Origin of the sequence: Hyphomicrobium methylovorum, from assembly GCF_013626205.1 — a bacterium.
GTDB classification, from domain to species: domain Bacteria; phylum Pseudomonadota; class Alphaproteobacteria; order Rhizobiales; family Hyphomicrobiaceae; genus Hyphomicrobium_B; species Hyphomicrobium_B methylovorum.
Map to the genome: position 1 here is coordinate 81547 of NZ_QHJE01000001.1, position 14881 is coordinate 96427.

Sequence of the window (14881 nt, forward strand, 5' to 3'; positions counted from 1 at the left end):
ACGTCAACGTGGCCGCAATCGACGCCGACACACTTGATCCTCCGCAGCGTGCAAGCGCGCTTCGAACCGTTGCCGTCATTCTCGTGCGCGCGATCAGCATTTTGCTCACCGTCGCGCTCGCGATCGGCGTTGGCATCTGGTCGAGCCGCGCAATGATCTCGCGCGGATCGCCGCTTTCGACCGATATGTATGGGCCTTGGCAGCACTGGCGAGATGCGGGCCGTGAGTCGTCAGACCCCTATACGCGGGCGCACATCCTAGCCAGCGGCAAGCTCTGGATCTCGGCCGACAGCGCGGGCATCTTCGAAGCACGCACGGACTCGCAGGGCGCGCGTCTGCACTCCTCATGCAGCTATCGCATTGAAGGCGCGAGTCTGCCGGGATTGTGGTGGAGCCTTTCGGTGTTCGATTTGCAAGGCCGTCTGATCCCCAACGACGCCGACCGCTATGAGTTCACGGCGGATACGGTCGCGCCAAATCCCAACGGCTCATATGTCATCTCGCTCGGCCGTGACGCGCGTCCGGGCAACTGGCTGCCGACAAGCGGCGCGGGCCGTCTGGTGCTTGTGTTCACGGTTCTCGATCCGGCCACCGGCCTGTCCGATGAGCAGCGTGTGGAACGCAACAAGCGTCTGCCGATCATTGAACGCGAGGATTGCTCGTGAAAATTTTGAGATTCATCGACTGGCGGCTTCTCGTGATCTTCGCGCTCGTTGCGGGGATCGTGCACATTACGGCGACGTTCATGGCGCTGAACGATCAGCGCAGCTCGTCCTATACGCGTCTGGCGGGCAGCCTGCCTCACAATCTGATGACGCTGACAGACGCCGTTTCGCCGGGTCACGAAATTCTGCCGTTCCTGGCGCCAGACGCGCGCTACGCGTTTTGTCCATTCGAGACGACCGACGCGACCGTGCGCGTCCATGCGCTGCTTCCCGATATCGGTTGGACGCTCGGCGTCTATGCGCCCGACGGGTCCAATCTCTATTTTGCAGCGGCCTCATCGCAGCGCGAGTCCACGATCAATCTCTCGATCGTTCCCGCTGATGATCGGTTTTTGGGTCTCCCGTCGCAGGGTGCGCAATCCGTAACTGCTGATCAGACGATCGCGGCACCGAAGGGGCTGATCGTCGTGCGCGCGCCGGACCGGGGTGAGCCTTACCGCGCCGAGACGCAGGCCGTGCTCGAAAAGGCTTCGTGCGTGTCGAACCGCGCTTAACTAGCGCTGGCGACTCCCCCTTCGGGGAGCCGGCCGCCAGCGCTTCCTAGCTTTCGAGTTCGAGGGTGTCGCGGCGGCGCTGTCCATTGTTTAGCGCCTCCTCGTCGAATTCCTGCGCTGCTTCGGCGAGGCGCTCGTAACGAACGCCCGGAAAAAAGAGAATGTCGGCCGGTCGGTCAGCATCGCCGAGGCGATCTGCAAACAGTCGTGGCGTGACTTTAAATTCCAATATCGTCGCCATGCGTGGTCCCCCAACGGCACGGAGAAAAATTCCGTACCCGGCGGCCTCCTCATCGAGAGGCTCGCTCCACCGGCATTTGACGCGATACGGACCAAGTGGCTCGAGTGCGTTGCGGCCGCAAGAATCGTCGCATTGTACGATTAGGCGAGCCGAGTGTTAATGACCTGTTAATTTGAAAACGCCCGCGCGACGAGAAGAATCGATTGATGTCCGCGCGCGCTATTCCAGCAACTCGTCGCCAAGAAAATGACGTCCGTCGCGATCGTCAATTTCAACGACCCAGACGTCACGATCGAAATCAGCTTCGCGTGTCAGCATCGCTTCCGCCTTATCGTCGGTTACGAATTCTTCGCTGAAGCACACGACCCAGCGACGGCCGCGATCGGCTTCGTCCATTCCGGCAGGGGCAGGTGAATAGACGGCCACCATCCGATCCGCGCGCACCACCTTGATGAAAATTGCACCGGCGTCATCGTCGCCATGACGCACGACGACACCTGAAGCGCCGGAGACGGTGCAGCGGCGAAGATAGGCTTTGACCCAGAATTCGGATTTGAGACGCATGATGCCGGTGAGCCTTATCTATGAACCGGCAAAACCGCAAATCGGCAAGCTTCGGCTGGCGGCCGCGGAGTGGCCATCGGCTCCGGTTTTAGCGCGACGACGTTCGCGTCGATGGTTTGCGTTGCGCTTTCCCTTGCGCCTGAAGACGGATCACACGGCTCATCATCGGTCCTGAGATGCGCCCGCTTATCTTCAGTTTCTGATCGGCTTCAAACTCGCGGATCGCACGCTGGAGTTCTGGCGTCAGAGCGCCTCCGGCCGCGCCGGTCTGATAGCCAAGCGTATCAAGTTGCTGCTTCACCGTAATGATCAGCGCCTCGCCATCGTGGGTCGTGGACTTTCCTGGGCGCGCGCCGTTCTGCTCAAGCGAAGAGCTTCCGAGCACGATCTGACTGAGCAGCGGTTCGCTCGGCTTGCCCGTCAACACAAGGCCGTTGTCATACTCATAGGCGAAGATCGCTGCGCGCGTCACAAGGCCCGCCACGCCGTCGGCTTGGCCCGGCTCATAACCGCGCGTTCCGAGTTCGCGTTGGATACCGCGCGTGATTTCGACGGATGCGGTGTCGTCCGGCTGGTTGGAGCTTGCGGAAGTTGCACCCGCAGCTTCTGCGCCGGGCGCCGCGACGGAGTCGTTTTGGCCGCCCGTCATGCCGTCGATCCACGAAGCGCGCGCGGGCAAGCCACCTGTTTCGATTGCTTTGCCGTCAGCTCTCTTCTGGAACACGGCCATGTTGACGCCGACGCTCAGCGTCATCATCAGCGCCACAACGAGCGCTAGTTTCTGCTCCCAACCCGTCATCGTCCTGCGATCCGTCGCATATTCCCCCAGGCCACTCAGTATCGCGGAGGAGCCGTTAAGGTGTGCTTAACCGGTTGCAAACGGAAGGCTCGCAAATAGTCGGCATTTGATCGAAATTCGTTTCAAGTTTGCGAAAAAGCTAGTTCGAATTCTACTCCGAACGATAGCGGTATGGTGAATTCGGCCTGCTATGACATGAGCATCCTGATCACTCGGGCGGCCAACCATGTGCCTCTCGCGTGCACGTGAAGCGAAGGTTCAGATTATGGGTTTGTTGCGTATCGCCACGATTGCCGCCGTCGCCATCGCGCTCCTACCGTCGGATCGCGAGCAGCAGCAGCGCCTCTACGAGCGCGCTGGCGACTCCGCCAACTGGGTCCTCACGTTCTGCGACCGGAATGGTCCGACGTGCGAAAAAGGTGCTGAGCTTTGGGCTGGATTTCTGGCCAAGGCCGAGTTCGGCGTAAAGCTCGCGTATGACATGGCGCGCGAGCGCGGAACCGAAGCCATCGCGGCGGCCGACTCCCCCTATAAGCCCGCTGTTCTCGAGCGCGAGAGCGGCAGCACGCTGACGCCGGTCGACAAGGAACCCGCGTGGCGCGGCAAAAAGCCGAATAAAGGCAGCATCTGACGGCTATTCGCGTCTTGCCGGGACCGCGGTGCGGCACCTATGTTTGGGTGACGGCTCGTTGCTGTCCGCATTGGAACCATTCATGTCACTTGACGACATTCGCGCCGATTTTGCGCTTCTCGATGATTGGGAAGATCGCTACCGCTACGTGATTGAGCTTGGGCGCGCGCTGCCACCTCTTCCGGATGATCTCAGGACAGACACGAACAAGGTTCTCGGTTGCGCCAGCCAGGTGTGGCTTGCGACGCGCCGTGTGAAGGCGAACGGCGATGGCAAGCAAGATCACCTCGAGATGCAAGGCGCGAGTGACGCGCACATTGTGCAGGGTTTGATCGCCGTTCTGTTCGCGCTTTACGAGAACAAGACTCTCGAAGAGATCCGCGACATCGACGCAGTAGATGTTTTCGCCAGCCTCGGACTTCGGGAACACTTGACGCAACAGCGTTCAAATGGCTTCGCCTCAATGGTCCAGCGTATCCGCTCGGATGCGGCTCAGATGTTGAACGACACGGTCAAGCCTGATCCGAACTGACGCCGATCGACGGGCGGTAATCGCTGCTGCCCCAGTGGCGCGCGCGAACGGGCGACGCATGCTCTGCCGGTTGCGGTTTGTCCATTCCATAGTGCCGCGCGAGTTGGCGTAGAGCGATCTGCAGCACGATTTTGCCCGAGCGCTGCGGCCAGCCGCTTTCTCGTTCGCTGGCTTCAAGGCCTTTCAAGAAGCAACACACGTCAATCAGAACACCCGCGAGATCAGGACCGACTGCCGCGAGAGCGCGGGCAACACGTTCGCGCGCGGCGACGACGGAGTCGCGAAGGTCGGGACCGATGTCTGGCGAGCGATGCTGCCCTCCTCCGCCGCCGAGCAGCAACGACCAATTCGCTGTTACACGCAGCGTCATTTCTCCGAACCAGAAATCTGCGCGGAGTTTTTCCCCAGCAGCAAACTCAATGTCCGATAACAGCGGACGGCCGTCTTTGTCCTTCCGACGCACCAGCCAAGCGAGAGGACTTTCAGCATCGTTTCGACCGGGCCCAGGTGATTGCGTGGCGCGACGGCGCGTGCTCGCGCGATGAGCTTTTGATCCAGACATAAACAGTTCCCCACTCAATGCGTTTTGGAGCGCGTAACGAGGCTCGGCAGCGCCCAGCCTAAAAGATCGAGCGAGCGATCGAACGTCGGGTCATCGCGGCGATACTCGACCTTGAGGCAGGCGTGCGCGACAGTGGTGCGGTCGCGCCCGAACATGGCTCCAACTTCAGTCAGCGACATGCCGCACGAGACATGCGCCAAATACATCGCGACCTGGCGTGCGAATGCGATATCGCGCACGCCACGTGAATTGCGCCACAGCGCTTCTGGGGCGATGCCAAAGACGCTTGATATTGCGACATCGATTGCGAGGCGCGCATGACGAAAGCGCTCGGACCGTTCTGTGTCGATGAATGGCGCCGAGCGCTGGCGCGCTTTCGAGTTCGGCGTAAGCGAGACTTGCAGCATCTGCGATCCCAACCCCTTGTAGGATTTTGTTTCAGCTCAACGCGGTCCTGGGAGGCCGGCGCGAGCACGTTGTTCTTCAGCTGAGCGAAGAATAACGGTGCCTGAAAGGGCGGGGATAAGTTTTTTCCAAGCAACGCGCGTTCACCTTGATACAAACGACAGTATACTGACTTATCCACGCCTCGTGTTGTTGAGGCAAACTTCTGCGCATGCAAAGCAGAGTCCGAAACAACCCGACGCATAAGTGCACGCCCGGCAATTCGGGGTGCAAGGCTGATGAAAATGCGTTGCAGCTACTTCCGCTTTGGCCATGCGATCGCGATGTCACGAATGTCGCAGGGCGCGAAAAGATCATCGCCGCGCTTAGCCGCGCGCTTCGAGAAGAGCGCCGTCGGGGTGCGCACGGCATCTGGCGTATGACTTGAAGCGTCATGCGTTGCTTGCGTTAGCGCTCAGAAGCGAGCGTGAGAAGCTCGCATCCATGCGCTCGGCAACGTATCGACTTTGAATTCGTGTTGGAGCGAAGCCAGCAACAGCGCATGCGTAATGCGTCTCTCAGCTCACGTGGTTGGTCGTGTGCTGTATGCGTTGATTGCTTTAGCGATCGCGGCGCGTACCGAGGCCCATCTTTTTCGCAAGTTGCGATCGGGCGCTGGCGTAGTTCGGTGCAACCATCGGATAATCAGGCGGAAGGCCCCACTTCTCGCGATATTCTTCAGGCGAGAGATTATAGTGCGTCCGCAAATGGCGCTTCAGCGACTTGAACTTCTTTCCGTCTTCGAGACAAATAATATAATCTGGCAATATCGATTTTTTGACCGCGATCTTGGGCTTGGCTTCTTCCCGCTCAGGTATCGGGGCGCGTCCCGCAACGCGGCTCAAGGCGGCATGTGTTTCAGCAATCAAGGCCGGAAGCTCGGCGGATGCGACGGTGTTGTTGCTGACGTAAGCGGCGACGATCGTTGCAGTAATCGTCACGAGTTCGGACTGAGCTGGATTATCCATCTCTTCTACTTCCGCTAGCTGTTTCTTTTCGCTCTCCGCCGCCAACGGAGAAAGTGAGGTTGGATTGAGGATCAAAGGGTTATTAGTTCTTTGCCATAATCCGAAACGTCTATGCCCCGGCAGAAAATTGACTGCATTAGATTTTACGAGAGCTTTGACTACAGGAATGCTTAATTGTCAATCGCTTGAGACTATCATCCAAGATCAATACTAATTCTTGAGGAAAGGGCCTCTCAATTGTGGCGTTACTCCAGACGCCGTTCCTCGATTGACCCTCAGTCCAAGTAAGGTGAACAACCGTTTCATTCCGGCGCTATCGCGATGCGCCAATACAGGATCTCTTTCTGCATCATGACAACTCCGCCGCGCTCAGCCTCTTCCTCGTCTCATTCGGACTTTCCTCCTCCCATCGCCGAGTGCATTCCGAAGTCCGCGTCGCACCACGGCGTTACGCTGACCGACGCATATGGCTGGCTGCGCGCTGACAATTGGCAGGAGGTGATGCGCAAGCCCGAGATGCTCGATCCTAAGATCCGCGCGTATCTCGATGCAGAGAATGCATACACGGAAGCCATGCTGTCTGACACGAAGCCGCTGCAGCAGACTCTCTTTGAGGAAATGAAGGGGCGGTTGAAGGAAGACGATCGCCAGGTTCCCCAACCCGACGGGCCTTTCGAATACTTTCCGCGCTATGTCAAAGGCGGGCAGTATCCCCAGCTCTGCCGAATTGCACGGGGCGGTTCCGTCGATGACGCTGTGGTGCTTCTCGATGGCAATGCGGAAGCCGACGGCAAGGCCTATTGGGATCTCGGCGACACGGCGCATTCCGGCGACCACAAACTTCTTGCCTACGCCACGGACGATAAAGGTTCGGAGCTGTACACGATCCGCATTCGCGATCTCGCAACCGGCAAGGATCTCGCGGATGAGATTCCTGACACGCGTGGAAGTCTCGAATGGGCGAACGATGGCCGCACGCTGTTTTACATCAAGGTCGACGATCATCAGCGGCCACTGATGGTCTATCGCCACACCATCGGAACGCCGATCTCCGAAGATCAACTGATCTACGAGGAAAAAGATTCCGGATTCTTCGTCGGTCTTTCATCGACGCAGTCGCGGCAGTTCATTCTGATCGACATCCACGATCATGAAACGAGCGAGGTGCATCTTCTCGATTCAGATCATCCTACAGAGCCGCCGCGTGTGGTTGCGCAACGCCGCGTTGGGCATCAATACAGCGTCGAACATCATCGCGATCACCTCGTCATCCTGACGAACTCGGATGGCGCCGAGGATTTCCGCATCGTTGCGGCCCCTGTCGAACTGCCGAACGAAGCGAACTGGCGCGAGATCGTTGCGCACAAGCCCGGCCGTCTGATCCTCGATGTCAGCGTGTTCAAGACGTACATGACGCGCCTCGAACGCGAAGAGAGTCTCCCGCGCATCATCGTTACGCCGCTAAGTTCGCACACAGATGGCGAACACAAGATCCTCGATCTCGCCGCAGAGTCTTCGATCAAGTTCGACGAAGAAGCGTACGCGCTTGGTCTAAGCTCGGGCTATGAGTTCGATACCACGCGCATTCGCTTTTCCTATTCGTCGATGACTACGCCCGCCGAAACCTACGACTACGACATGGCGACCGGCGTGCGGACGCTGCGCAAGCGGCAGGAGATACCGAGCGGGCATAATTCGGCAGACTACGTCACGCGTCGCCTGTACGCGCCTGCAGCCGATGGCGAGCTGGTGCCCGTCACGCTGTTGTACAAGGCAACGACGCCGCTCGACGGATCGGCGCCGCTCTTCCTTTATGGGTACGGCGCCTATGGCATCGCGATGCCGGCGGCCTTCTCGACCGGGCGTCTCTCTCTGGTCGACCGCGGCTTCATCTTCGCCATTGCGCACATTCGCGGCGGCAAGGACAAAGGCTTCCGCTGGTACACCGACGGCAAGATGAAGAAGAAGCCGAACACGTTCAGCGATTTCATCGCGGCCGGAGAATTTCTTGTCGCGAAGGGGTACACACAGCGCGGGCGCATCGTGGCGAACGGCGGTTCGGCCGGTGGCATGCTGATGGGCGCCGTTGCGAACATGGCGCCAGATCTTTTCCTCGGTGTCATCGCCGACGTGCCGTTTGTCGACGTGCTGAATACGATGCTAGATGAGACACTCCCGCTAACACCGCCGGAATGGCCGGAGTGGGGAAACCCGCTGGCGAATGCCGACGAGTTCGCAACGATCCGTTCCTATTCGCCCTACGACAACGTGACGGCGATGAACTATCCGCATCTGCTGGCGCTTGCCGGACTAACGGATCCGCGCGTGACCTATTGGGAGCCTGCGAAGTGGATCGCGAAACTTCGCGCGCATAACACGAGCGATAATCTCCTTTTGTTGAAAACCAACATGGGAGCGGGACACGGCGGCGCGTCCGGTCGTTTTGACGGCCTGAAGGACACCGCGCTCAACTACGCATTCGCTTTGCACATTGCAGGCGCGGACGCGTAACCGGTCACTGCTTAACGGCTCCTCAGCCAGACCAAAAAGTAACCATCGCCGCCAAGTGGAACATTTCACTGGCGGCGACGTTTATGGCGCACACTCGAGCGCGCCGGGCATCCCCCCGCTCCGGAGACGCTGTTCGAGATTGTATTATGAGGAGCTACTTTTATGGGCAGCACGAGCGATAAAATCAAAGGCTACGCAAACGAAGCAGCCGGTAACGTCAAGCAGGGCGTCGGCAAGATCGTTGGCTCCGAGAAGTTGAAGGCCGAAGGTGCGATGCAGGAACTCAAGGGTGAAGCGCAGGTCGCCGTCGGCAAGGCGAAGGACGCCGTGAAGGACACCGCGAACAAGACGGCCGAGAAGATCAACAAGGCGCTCTAACAGCGCTGCGGTCGGAGGGGCGATCAGCCCGCCTCTCGACAGCCGATCTTGTCTTCATCACAGCAAGGCCCGCCATACTGGCGGGCCTTCGTTGTTTGCGATGGGCATCGAACGGTCAGCGCGACCAAAGCTTCGGCAGGAAACGGGAGAGCGTGCCGTCCTTGCCGGATGCGCGCGCATTGTTCGTTCCAGGCGAGTGCCCCGCGAACGCACGCATTTGACGAGCGAGGTCGCGGCAGCGTTCGACATAAATCGGATCTATATCGCTCGCCGACATATCGGCCGCGATCGTGTCGGCGCTTTGCGCAGCATCGAGTAAGGCGAGCCGATAGCGAGCGACCTCTGCGGGGATGGTCACCTCCTTGGCCTTTCGCTCGTGAGAGTCGCAGCGGCTTACACGCCTTTCGAATTCGCCCATGAAGCCGCAATCGAATGTGCGGAGGCTATCCAGGTCTTCCTCATAGTTTGTTTCGCCGCACTCCGGGCATGTCTGAAACTGCATCGATCCGCCCCTCCCCCACTAGGCTCATACTAAGCAGAACACTGACAAACGAAAAGCCGCCCAGTCGGGCGGCTGTTTCAGTGCAACGATCGAATTCGTTCAGGGCTTCAGAAACGAAAAAGGCCCGCCGATGGCGGGCCTCCGTTTCGAGAAGCAGCTTTAAGCTGCATCGGCCCTTAAAGCCGTCGAATTCGTAACCTCCTCAAGCACCGCATCGGATTTGAGTGCGATACCAATGTATCGTACTCGACCAGCTACCTTCTCCTTCTTCACACCAAGTTCAGCGAATTCACGTGCGAAACTCGGAAGTGCTGCAGGTTCCTTATTCTTGGAGTCACACCAAGAGCAATAATCCTCATAGAGTTCAGTTGCTGTAACGCTTGATCCTTCACGGTTCTCGACATTCTCCTTGTAAAAACGTTCGGTATTCGTTTCGGGGGCAAGACGCCGTACCGGCGCTGCAACCCTTTCGGTGATCTTCGGCTCGGCCTGCTGTACTGCAGGCTGTGCTTCGATCGCTCGCACTTCGGCAACGGGTGCTTCGAGAGCAATCTCGATCGACCGGTTATCGTTAGCGCCAGAACGCGGCCGTTTCGTCTCAACGGCAACCGGTGTGAGCACCGGATCCGCCACCGCTGCCGCAGCGGTGTTTGCTTCTGCCAGCACCATCTTCGGTGCGGCTGGGCTTTCGCGGTCATAGAGCCGCCATTGGCTGAATGCGACGTACATGCCGAATCCAGAGCCGATTTCGAGCAGCAGCGCGACGAACAACGTCATCGCCATCTGCACGTTCTCCATCGTGATGCCAGGGAAGAACGACGAGGCAAGTTCGGTTAGAACCTTGGCCTGCGGATCGGCTTCCGACATCGCGGTCGAGCTTCCAGCTGCTGCCACTTTTTCTCTCAACTGAGAGATCTTATCGTTGGCGGCATTACCAGAGACTGCTGACGCAAGTTCAGCATCAAGGCCGGTCAATTGTTGACACAGAGAGCGCTGACTAGTGGTGCGCACGTTCGTGCACTCTTTCGACCACTGGTAGTGCTTCTGGAGCTTCAGGCCGTCGATCTCCGCTTGAACGGCCGCGAGTGGCCGATGCTGCGGAATCCAACCTGCTTGCTCCTCGGCACGCTTCAGCTCAGTTCTCAGGTCTTGATACGCCTGAGCTTCTTGAGCGCGTTGCCCGGTCGAATCGTAGCGGTTTAACGCTGCGTGTCCGAGCGCTGACGTCATGGAGTAGGCCGTAACGACCACCCAGACGAGCGCCGACGCAGCCGCCTGCGACCAGACTTTGTTTCTCATTGCGGCAAAGAAGAAGAACGGTACCAGTGCCTTCAAACAGTCGGCAGCTGCTGACGCCGCTCCATATATTTCGCCATCGAGCTCGGTTCGTCCGAGACTGAAGCCAAAACGCCAGTTCATCGTCGCCGACACGGCTAATAGTACGCCGGCTGCGAGAACCCCCAACACGCCTAAAACGTGTCTCATAGTATGCCCTCTCCTGTGTGGGACGGTCTTCATCGACGCGAAACACGACCGGCCATGACCTTTTGTAGGCTGACGCCATGAGGGCGACGTCGCCTGCTCCCCGAAACGCAATACGGGCATGACTGCGGTATGTCTCTTTTCGTCTGGCTGTGAGCTCCAGTGTCATCCCCATGACACAGGCAACCGAACGATCGGGACACAATGCAACCAAGCTGTCCGAGAGCTACCAGTCCGCATACCGAATGAAGTTGCCACGTCCGGATTCGCCGCTTGAATCCAGTGGACGACTTTTCCTCAGCACGGACGCGTGACTGGAAAACCTAACGCGAATTAAACTCCCCTCTCCGTCAGAGGTAACTGAGTCGAACCTCTATGTGAATCCGAATTCATTGGAGATTCAAAATTCTAAAGCTGTGTTCACTCGGCAACGGATGGGCATTTCCAACGTCCCTAAGTGACTTGGCGATCGGTTGATAACTAGGCTGTTTTCAAGAGCTTTTGCACCGCTTGTCCGCATAATGCACAGGCGTCGGAGCAATGCTCGAAGGCGCCGCCAGCTTCGACCCGCGGTGAGCAAATCCGACGTCGTGTGACTGTTTCGCATCGTATTGCAGATGCCAGTTTTTACTTACGCGCCGCGTCTTTTTCGGGCATTCTGTTGGTGTGAAAGCAGCATCTATCCGGCGAGGCCATTTGTGCCGGTCGGATGTTGCGGAGTTTGTTTCGGGTTCGCGGAATCGACAGGCGGCGGCGCCGTCCGCGCCAATGTCAGTCAAATCATCCGCGGCTCGCGTTAGCGAGTGGAGTTCGAGTCATGCGGCTTGGCGGTTGGCTGTTGGGGCTCACTGGATTGGTTGCCTTGGGCGGCATACTGTATCTGCCCTCCCCGCCCGAACGCGTATCGAAATTGGCTGAGGTCACGCGCATCTCGATCGTGCCCGCGAGGCAGGCGTCGACCGAGACGCAAGGCGTCCGCACGTTCTCGCCCGCCTCTCCTCTCTTCCGGCAAGTCGCAACTCTTGCTTCCGATGATACGACTCCGCCTACGCCACCGCCCGCACAGGCAGCGGGCACCTGGTCAACCATCGTCACACCAGATCGCGCTCGACCGGCACTCCAGCGCGGCACGCGGACGAGCGACGCTGCGACTCGTTATGAACTTGCACGCGACCTTCAGCGAGAATTGCGGCGCGTCGGTTGCTACGGCGGCGAGATCACCGGCACGTGGACGGCTTCGACCCGGCGCGCGATGTCGGCATTTATGGATCGCGCCAACGCGTCGCTGCCAATCGACAAACCGGATTACGTGCTGTTGAGCCTCGTGCAGAACCACGACGGTATTCAGTGCAGCGCCGGGTGCCCCTCAGGACAGGCGATGGATGCGGCCGGGCATTGTGTGCCTCGGGCTGTCGTCGCGCAGGCGTCGAAGTCTTGGCAGCGCGCACAAGAGCGAAAGATCGAGCAGCCGCAGCGTTTGGCTTCGGTTGAGCGTGAGCAGCTTCCTTGGCTTGACGCCAACGGCCAACCGATAACAGCGCGGCCGGATGTCGTTCGCCGGGCGGATCCGTTGCCCGGCCGTATGAGCGTCGGCGGTCCGGTAGTTGAACGGTTCGCGGCCGTCGAGCCGCCGCTTACGACGAACGGAGAGGCGCCACGTGCGATCGCAGTCGAACCAATTTCCGCTATCGATACTGCCCTCGATGCCGACGGGACCGCCGAAGACCTAACGCCGTCTGAAGTGGTTCCTGAGAGACCACACCGCGCGCGACGCGCCGTGAACCGCGACCGGGAGTATCGGCCTCGGCACTACGCGTCGGTTGGCAAGACGCGGCGCGGTCAGCCACGTCCTGGCACCATGCGGTTCAACCTGATGCAATCGCTCGGCGGCATCTATTGATGCTACCCGGCGCCTCGTCGTGAGGGCCTCTAGGTTTTTGTTCCGGCGCGCACCCAATCGAGATAGGCGGCGTTTCCTCCTGCGAGCGGGACTACCAAAACCGCCGGCGTCTCATAGGGGTGGTTGGCGACAATATGAGCGACCGCCCGGTCGGCTCCCCTTTCCGCGAGCTTCGCGATGAGGACGACTTCATCGGCCGTTTCCGTCACGCCGTTCCAAATGTAGACCGAGGTCATGGCGGGCAAAACGTTGACACAGCCTGCCAGTTCGCGCTCAACCAGATCGCGCCCCAGCGCCAGCGCGCCTTCTCGATCCGGAAACGTCGCATAAATCATCACGACATCCCCGGCTGGCGTGTTATCCGTCGCTCCGCTATCTCGTGATAGGGGCTTGTTGTTTTCCATCACTTCGGCGAGCCTCCCTGCCGTTTCCGCCGCAGTCAGCGCAAAGCTCCAGACATGGCAAAAGAAAAAAACAAGTTCGAACGCATTGCCTTTGTCGCGAGCGACGTGCCGGAGGCGATCGAGGCGCGCAAGGCGTTGATCGCCCGTTATGGCGAAGCGGAGCCGACTGAGGCTGATGCCATCGTCGCGCTCGGCGGCGACGGCCTCATGTTGCAGACGCTACACCGTTTTATCAATGACAAGATCCCGATCTACGGCATGAACCGCGGTTCGGTCGGCTTCCTGATGAACGACTACAGCGAAGACAACCTTCACAAGAAGCTCGCTGCGGCCGAGGTCAGCCGCATTCATCCGCTCTCGATGATCGCGACCGACAGCTCCGGGAAAGCGCACAAGAGCCTGGCGATCAACGAGGTCTCCCTCTTCCGTCAACGCTATCAGGCGGCGAAGCTGCAAGTCGTGATCGACGGAAAAATGCGCCTCGAAGAGCTGATCTGCGATGGCATTCTGGTCGCGACGCCTGCCGGTTCGACAGCGTATAACCTCTCGGTTCATGGCCCTATCGTGCCGATCCGCGCGGCGCTATTGGCGGTGACGCCCATCAGCCCTTTCCGTCCGCGGCGCTGGCGCGGCGCCCTCATCCCGAACAAGGCGCATGTTTCCATCACCGTTCTCGAAGCGGAGAAACGGCCGGTAAGCGCTGCCGCCGATCATTTCGAGACGCGCGACGTCGTCAAGGTCGAGATCGAGCAGGCGCGTGCGATCGAGATTTTCATGATGTTCGACCGCAACCACGGTCTCGAGGAACGCGTGCTCACGGAGCAGTTTAGGTTTTAGGTTTGCGACTAGGTTTTGGTCGCGCCTTGGTTTTGGTTTGCGCCTTGCGACTCCCCTTTCGGGGAGCCGGCCGCAAGGCGCGTGAAGGACCGCTAAAACCGACTGGCCTCCTCGACCGCCGCTCGGGAGCGAGGTTGAGAAGGCCATGATTTGGTCCCGTGCTCTCAAAAGAGCGGCAGCACGGTGCTGATCCCGCTGCCGCCCATCCGTGTCGAGAGACACATCTTTCTCGAAGCTACCGCCAGTCGGTTAACAAGCCGTTAACTGCCGTGCCACTTCGATGGCTCGGGCGTGGTGCCGTCAGGCTGGCCACTCTGTGACGAGCTTGTCCATATCCGGCCGCTCGCGATCGTCGGGCTTGTCCATTGGCTGGCCCATATAGATGAAGCCCGCGATGCGTTCCTTTTCGCTCAGGCCAAGCGCGGCGCGGACGCTCGGGCTATAGGCGATCCATTCGCTGATCCACGAGGTTCCAAAGCCCAGCGCATTTGCAGCCAGACAGGTATTGAAGCACACCGCGCCCGCCGAGAGGATCTGCTCCCATTCCGGCACTCCCGGACGGTTGCGAATCGAAGACACCACGGCAACGACGACCGGAGCACGCATGAAGCGCGCGCGCTCCATATCAAGCCGCACCGGCGATGGCGGCTCGCGCTCTTCGGTCTCGCAGGCTTTGGCGAAAACCTCGCCCATCGTCCGCCGCGCCTCGTCCCGAAAGACGATAAAACGCCATGGCGCCAGCTTCTTATGATCGGGGACACGCGCGCCCGTTTTCAGGATCTGGCGCAATTCGTCCGGCGTCGGTCCGGGTTCAGCCAGCCTGTCGGGCTTTGCGGATCGTCTTTGGCCAAGGAAATCAAATATTGGAGTGCTCATAACCGTTCCGTTTGCTGGGGGCACCGTCTCG

Annotated in this window: 18 protein-coding genes; 8 read left to right on the forward strand and 10 right to left on the reverse strand. The window is 59.5% G+C overall.

Annotation, left to right across the window (positions count from 1 at the left end; translation table 11 throughout):
* Positions 1–8: 8 nt before the first annotated feature.
* Positions 9–665, forward strand: coding sequence for a DUF1214 domain-containing protein (locus DLM45_RS00385; RefSeq protein WP_181335035.1), 657 nt, complete (start codon positions 9–11; stop codon positions 663–665).
* Positions 662–1219 carry a hypothetical protein gene (locus tag DLM45_RS00390; RefSeq protein ID WP_181335036.1) on the forward strand — a complete coding sequence of 186 codons (558 nt, stop codon included), beginning with the start codon at positions 662–664 and terminating at the stop codon, positions 1217–1219. The genes DLM45_RS00385 and DLM45_RS00390 overlap by 4 nt, the downstream gene beginning before the upstream one ends.
* A 46-nt stretch (positions 1220–1265) precedes the next feature.
* Here DLM45_RS00390 and DLM45_RS00395 read toward each other — a convergent pair whose 3' ends face one another.
* From DLM45_RS00395 to DLM45_RS00405, 3 genes are all read right to left on the reverse strand, one after another.
* Positions 1266–1460, reverse strand: coding sequence for a hypothetical protein (locus DLM45_RS00395; RefSeq protein WP_181335037.1), 195 nt, complete (start codon positions 1458–1460; stop codon positions 1266–1268).
* A gap of 219 nt (positions 1461–1679) precedes the next feature.
* Entirely contained in the window at positions 1680–2024 is a 345-nt protein-coding gene (locus DLM45_RS00400) for a DUF1491 family protein (protein WP_181335038.1), read from the reverse strand.
* Between the two features lie 88 nt (positions 2025–2112).
* Positions 2113–2823: a peptidoglycan-binding domain-containing protein gene (locus DLM45_RS00405; protein ID WP_181335039.1), complete on the reverse strand. Its 711-nt coding sequence runs from the start codon at positions 2821–2823 to the stop codon at positions 2113–2115.
* A 265-nt stretch (positions 2824–3088) separates the two neighbouring features.
* Here DLM45_RS00405 and DLM45_RS00410 point away from each other — a divergent pair, with 265 nt between their 5' ends.
* Both DLM45_RS00410 and DLM45_RS00415 read left to right on the forward strand, forming a co-directional pair.
* The gene (locus DLM45_RS00410; protein ID WP_181335040.1) at positions 3089–3454 is read left to right on the forward strand and encodes a DUF5330 domain-containing protein; all 366 of its coding nucleotides are present in this window, start codon (positions 3089–3091) and stop codon (positions 3452–3454) included.
* A gap of 82 nt (positions 3455–3536) precedes the next feature.
* Complete coding sequence (locus tag DLM45_RS00415) at positions 3537–3986, forward strand: SufE family protein (protein WP_181335041.1); 450 nt, start codon at positions 3537–3539, stop codon at positions 3984–3986.
* Here DLM45_RS00415 and DLM45_RS00420 read toward each other — a convergent pair.
* From DLM45_RS00420 to DLM45_RS00430, 3 genes are all read right to left on the reverse strand, one after another.
* Entirely contained in the window at positions 3967–4548 is a 582-nt protein-coding gene (locus DLM45_RS00420) for a DUF6456 domain-containing protein (protein WP_181335042.1), read from the reverse strand. The two genes, DLM45_RS00415 and DLM45_RS00420, sit on opposite strands and share 20 nt — an antisense overlap.
* A gap of 14 nt (positions 4549–4562) precedes the next feature.
* Positions 4563–4955, reverse strand: a complete 393-nt coding sequence (locus DLM45_RS00425; RefSeq protein WP_181335043.1) for a helix-turn-helix domain-containing protein — start codon at positions 4953–4955, stop codon at positions 4563–4565.
* 597 nt (positions 4956–5552) lie between these two features.
* Entirely contained in the window at positions 5553–5960 is a 408-nt protein-coding gene (locus tag DLM45_RS00430) for a Ros/MucR family transcriptional regulator (RefSeq protein WP_181335044.1), read from the reverse strand.
* Positions 5961–6311: 351 nt separating this feature from the next.
* Here DLM45_RS00430 and DLM45_RS00435 point away from each other — a divergent pair, with 351 nt between their 5' ends.
* Both DLM45_RS00435 and DLM45_RS00440 read left to right on the forward strand, forming a co-directional pair.
* The gene (locus tag DLM45_RS00435; RefSeq protein WP_181335045.1) at positions 6312–8471 is read left to right on the forward strand and encodes a S9 family peptidase; all 2160 of its coding nucleotides are present in this window, start codon (positions 6312–6314) and stop codon (positions 8469–8471) included.
* 162 nt (positions 8472–8633) lie between these two features.
* Complete coding sequence (locus tag DLM45_RS00440) at positions 8634–8849, forward strand: CsbD family protein (RefSeq protein ID WP_181335046.1); 216 nt, start codon at positions 8634–8636, stop codon at positions 8847–8849.
* Positions 8850–8964: 115 nt separating this feature from the next.
* Here the strand turns inward: DLM45_RS00440 and DLM45_RS00445 are convergent, their stop codons facing one another.
* Positions 8965–9351 carry a hypothetical protein gene (locus tag DLM45_RS00445; RefSeq protein ID WP_181335047.1) on the reverse strand — a complete coding sequence of 129 codons (387 nt, stop codon included), beginning with the start codon at positions 9349–9351 and terminating at the stop codon, positions 8965–8967.
* A gap of 159 nt (positions 9352–9510) precedes the next feature.
* Complete coding sequence (locus tag DLM45_RS00450; protein ID WP_181335048.1) at positions 9511–10836, reverse strand: hypothetical protein; 1326 nt, start codon at positions 10834–10836, stop codon at positions 9511–9513.
* An 814-nt stretch (positions 10837–11650) separates the two neighbouring features.
* Here DLM45_RS00450 and DLM45_RS00455 point away from each other — a divergent pair.
* Positions 11651–12733, forward strand: a complete 1083-nt coding sequence (locus tag DLM45_RS00455) for a hypothetical protein (protein WP_181335049.1) — start codon at positions 11651–11653, stop codon at positions 12731–12733.
* Between the two features lie 29 nt (positions 12734–12762).
* Here DLM45_RS00455 and cutA read toward each other — a convergent pair whose 3' ends face one another.
* Positions 12763–13137, reverse strand: coding sequence for a divalent-cation tolerance protein CutA (gene cutA, locus DLM45_RS00460; RefSeq protein WP_246317088.1), 375 nt, complete (start codon positions 13135–13137; stop codon positions 12763–12765).
* A gap of 54 nt (positions 13138–13191) precedes the next feature.
* Between cutA and DLM45_RS00465 the strand changes: the two genes are divergently transcribed.
* Positions 13192–13974, forward strand: coding sequence for an NAD kinase (locus DLM45_RS00465; protein ID WP_181335050.1), 783 nt, complete (start codon positions 13192–13194; stop codon positions 13972–13974).
* A gap of 300 nt (positions 13975–14274) precedes the next feature.
* Here the strand turns inward: DLM45_RS00465 and DLM45_RS00470 are convergent, their stop codons facing one another.
* Positions 14275–14850 carry a nitroreductase family protein gene (locus DLM45_RS00470; protein WP_181335051.1) on the reverse strand — a complete coding sequence of 192 codons (576 nt, stop codon included), beginning with the start codon at positions 14848–14850 and terminating at the stop codon, positions 14275–14277.
* Positions 14851–14881: the final 31 nt, after the last annotated feature.

Bases quoted from the DNA above. Each gene is read 5' to 3' on its own strand.
- DLM45_RS00395 (WP_181335037.1), bottom strand. From the start codon at position 1,460: ATGGCGACGATATTGGAATTTAAAGTCACGCCACGACTGTTTGCAGAT.
- DLM45_RS00400 (WP_181335038.1), bottom strand. From the start codon at position 2,024: ATGCGTCTCAAATCCGAATTCTGGGTCAAAGCCTATCTTCGCCGCTGC.
- DLM45_RS00405 (WP_181335039.1), bottom strand. From the start codon at position 2,823: ATGACGGGTTGGGAGCAGAAACTAGCGCTCGTTGTGGCGCTGATGATG.
- DLM45_RS00410 (WP_181335040.1), top strand. From the start codon at position 3,089: ATGGGTTTGTTGCGTATCGCCACGATTGCCGCCGTCGCCATCGCGCTC.
- DLM45_RS00415 (WP_181335041.1), top strand. From the start codon at position 3,537: ATGTCACTTGACGACATTCGCGCCGATTTTGCGCTTCTCGATGATTGG.
- DLM45_RS00420 (WP_181335042.1), bottom strand. From the start codon at position 4,548: ATGTCTGGATCAAAAGCTCATCGCGCGAGCACGCGCCGTCGCGCCACG.
- DLM45_RS00425 (WP_181335043.1), bottom strand. From the start codon at position 4,955: ATGCTGCAAGTCTCGCTTACGCCGAACTCGAAAGCGCGCCAGCGCTCG.
- DLM45_RS00430 (WP_181335044.1), bottom strand. From the start codon at position 5,960: ATGGATAATCCAGCTCAGTCCGAACTCGTGACGATTACTGCAACGATC.
- DLM45_RS00435 (WP_181335045.1), top strand. From the start codon at position 6,312: ATGACAACTCCGCCGCGCTCAGCCTCTTCCTCGTCTCATTCGGACTTT.
- DLM45_RS00440 (WP_181335046.1), top strand. From the start codon at position 8,634: ATGGGCAGCACGAGCGATAAAATCAAAGGCTACGCAAACGAAGCAGCC.
- DLM45_RS00445 (WP_181335047.1), bottom strand. From the start codon at position 9,351: ATGCAGTTTCAGACATGCCCGGAGTGCGGCGAAACAAACTATGAGGAA.
- DLM45_RS00450 (WP_181335048.1), bottom strand. From the start codon at position 10,836: ATGAGACACGTTTTAGGCGTGTTGGGGGTTCTCGCAGCCGGCGTACTA.
- DLM45_RS00455 (WP_181335049.1), top strand. From the start codon at position 11,651: ATGCGGCTTGGCGGTTGGCTGTTGGGGCTCACTGGATTGGTTGCCTTG.
- cutA (WP_246317088.1), bottom strand. From the start codon at position 13,137: ATGGAAAACAACAAGCCCCTATCACGAGATAGCGGAGCGACGGATAAC.
- DLM45_RS00465 (WP_181335050.1), top strand. From the start codon at position 13,192: ATGGCAAAAGAAAAAAACAAGTTCGAACGCATTGCCTTTGTCGCGAGC.
- DLM45_RS00470 (WP_181335051.1), bottom strand. From the start codon at position 14,850: ATGAGCACTCCAATATTTGATTTCCTTGGCCAAAGACGATCCGCAAAG.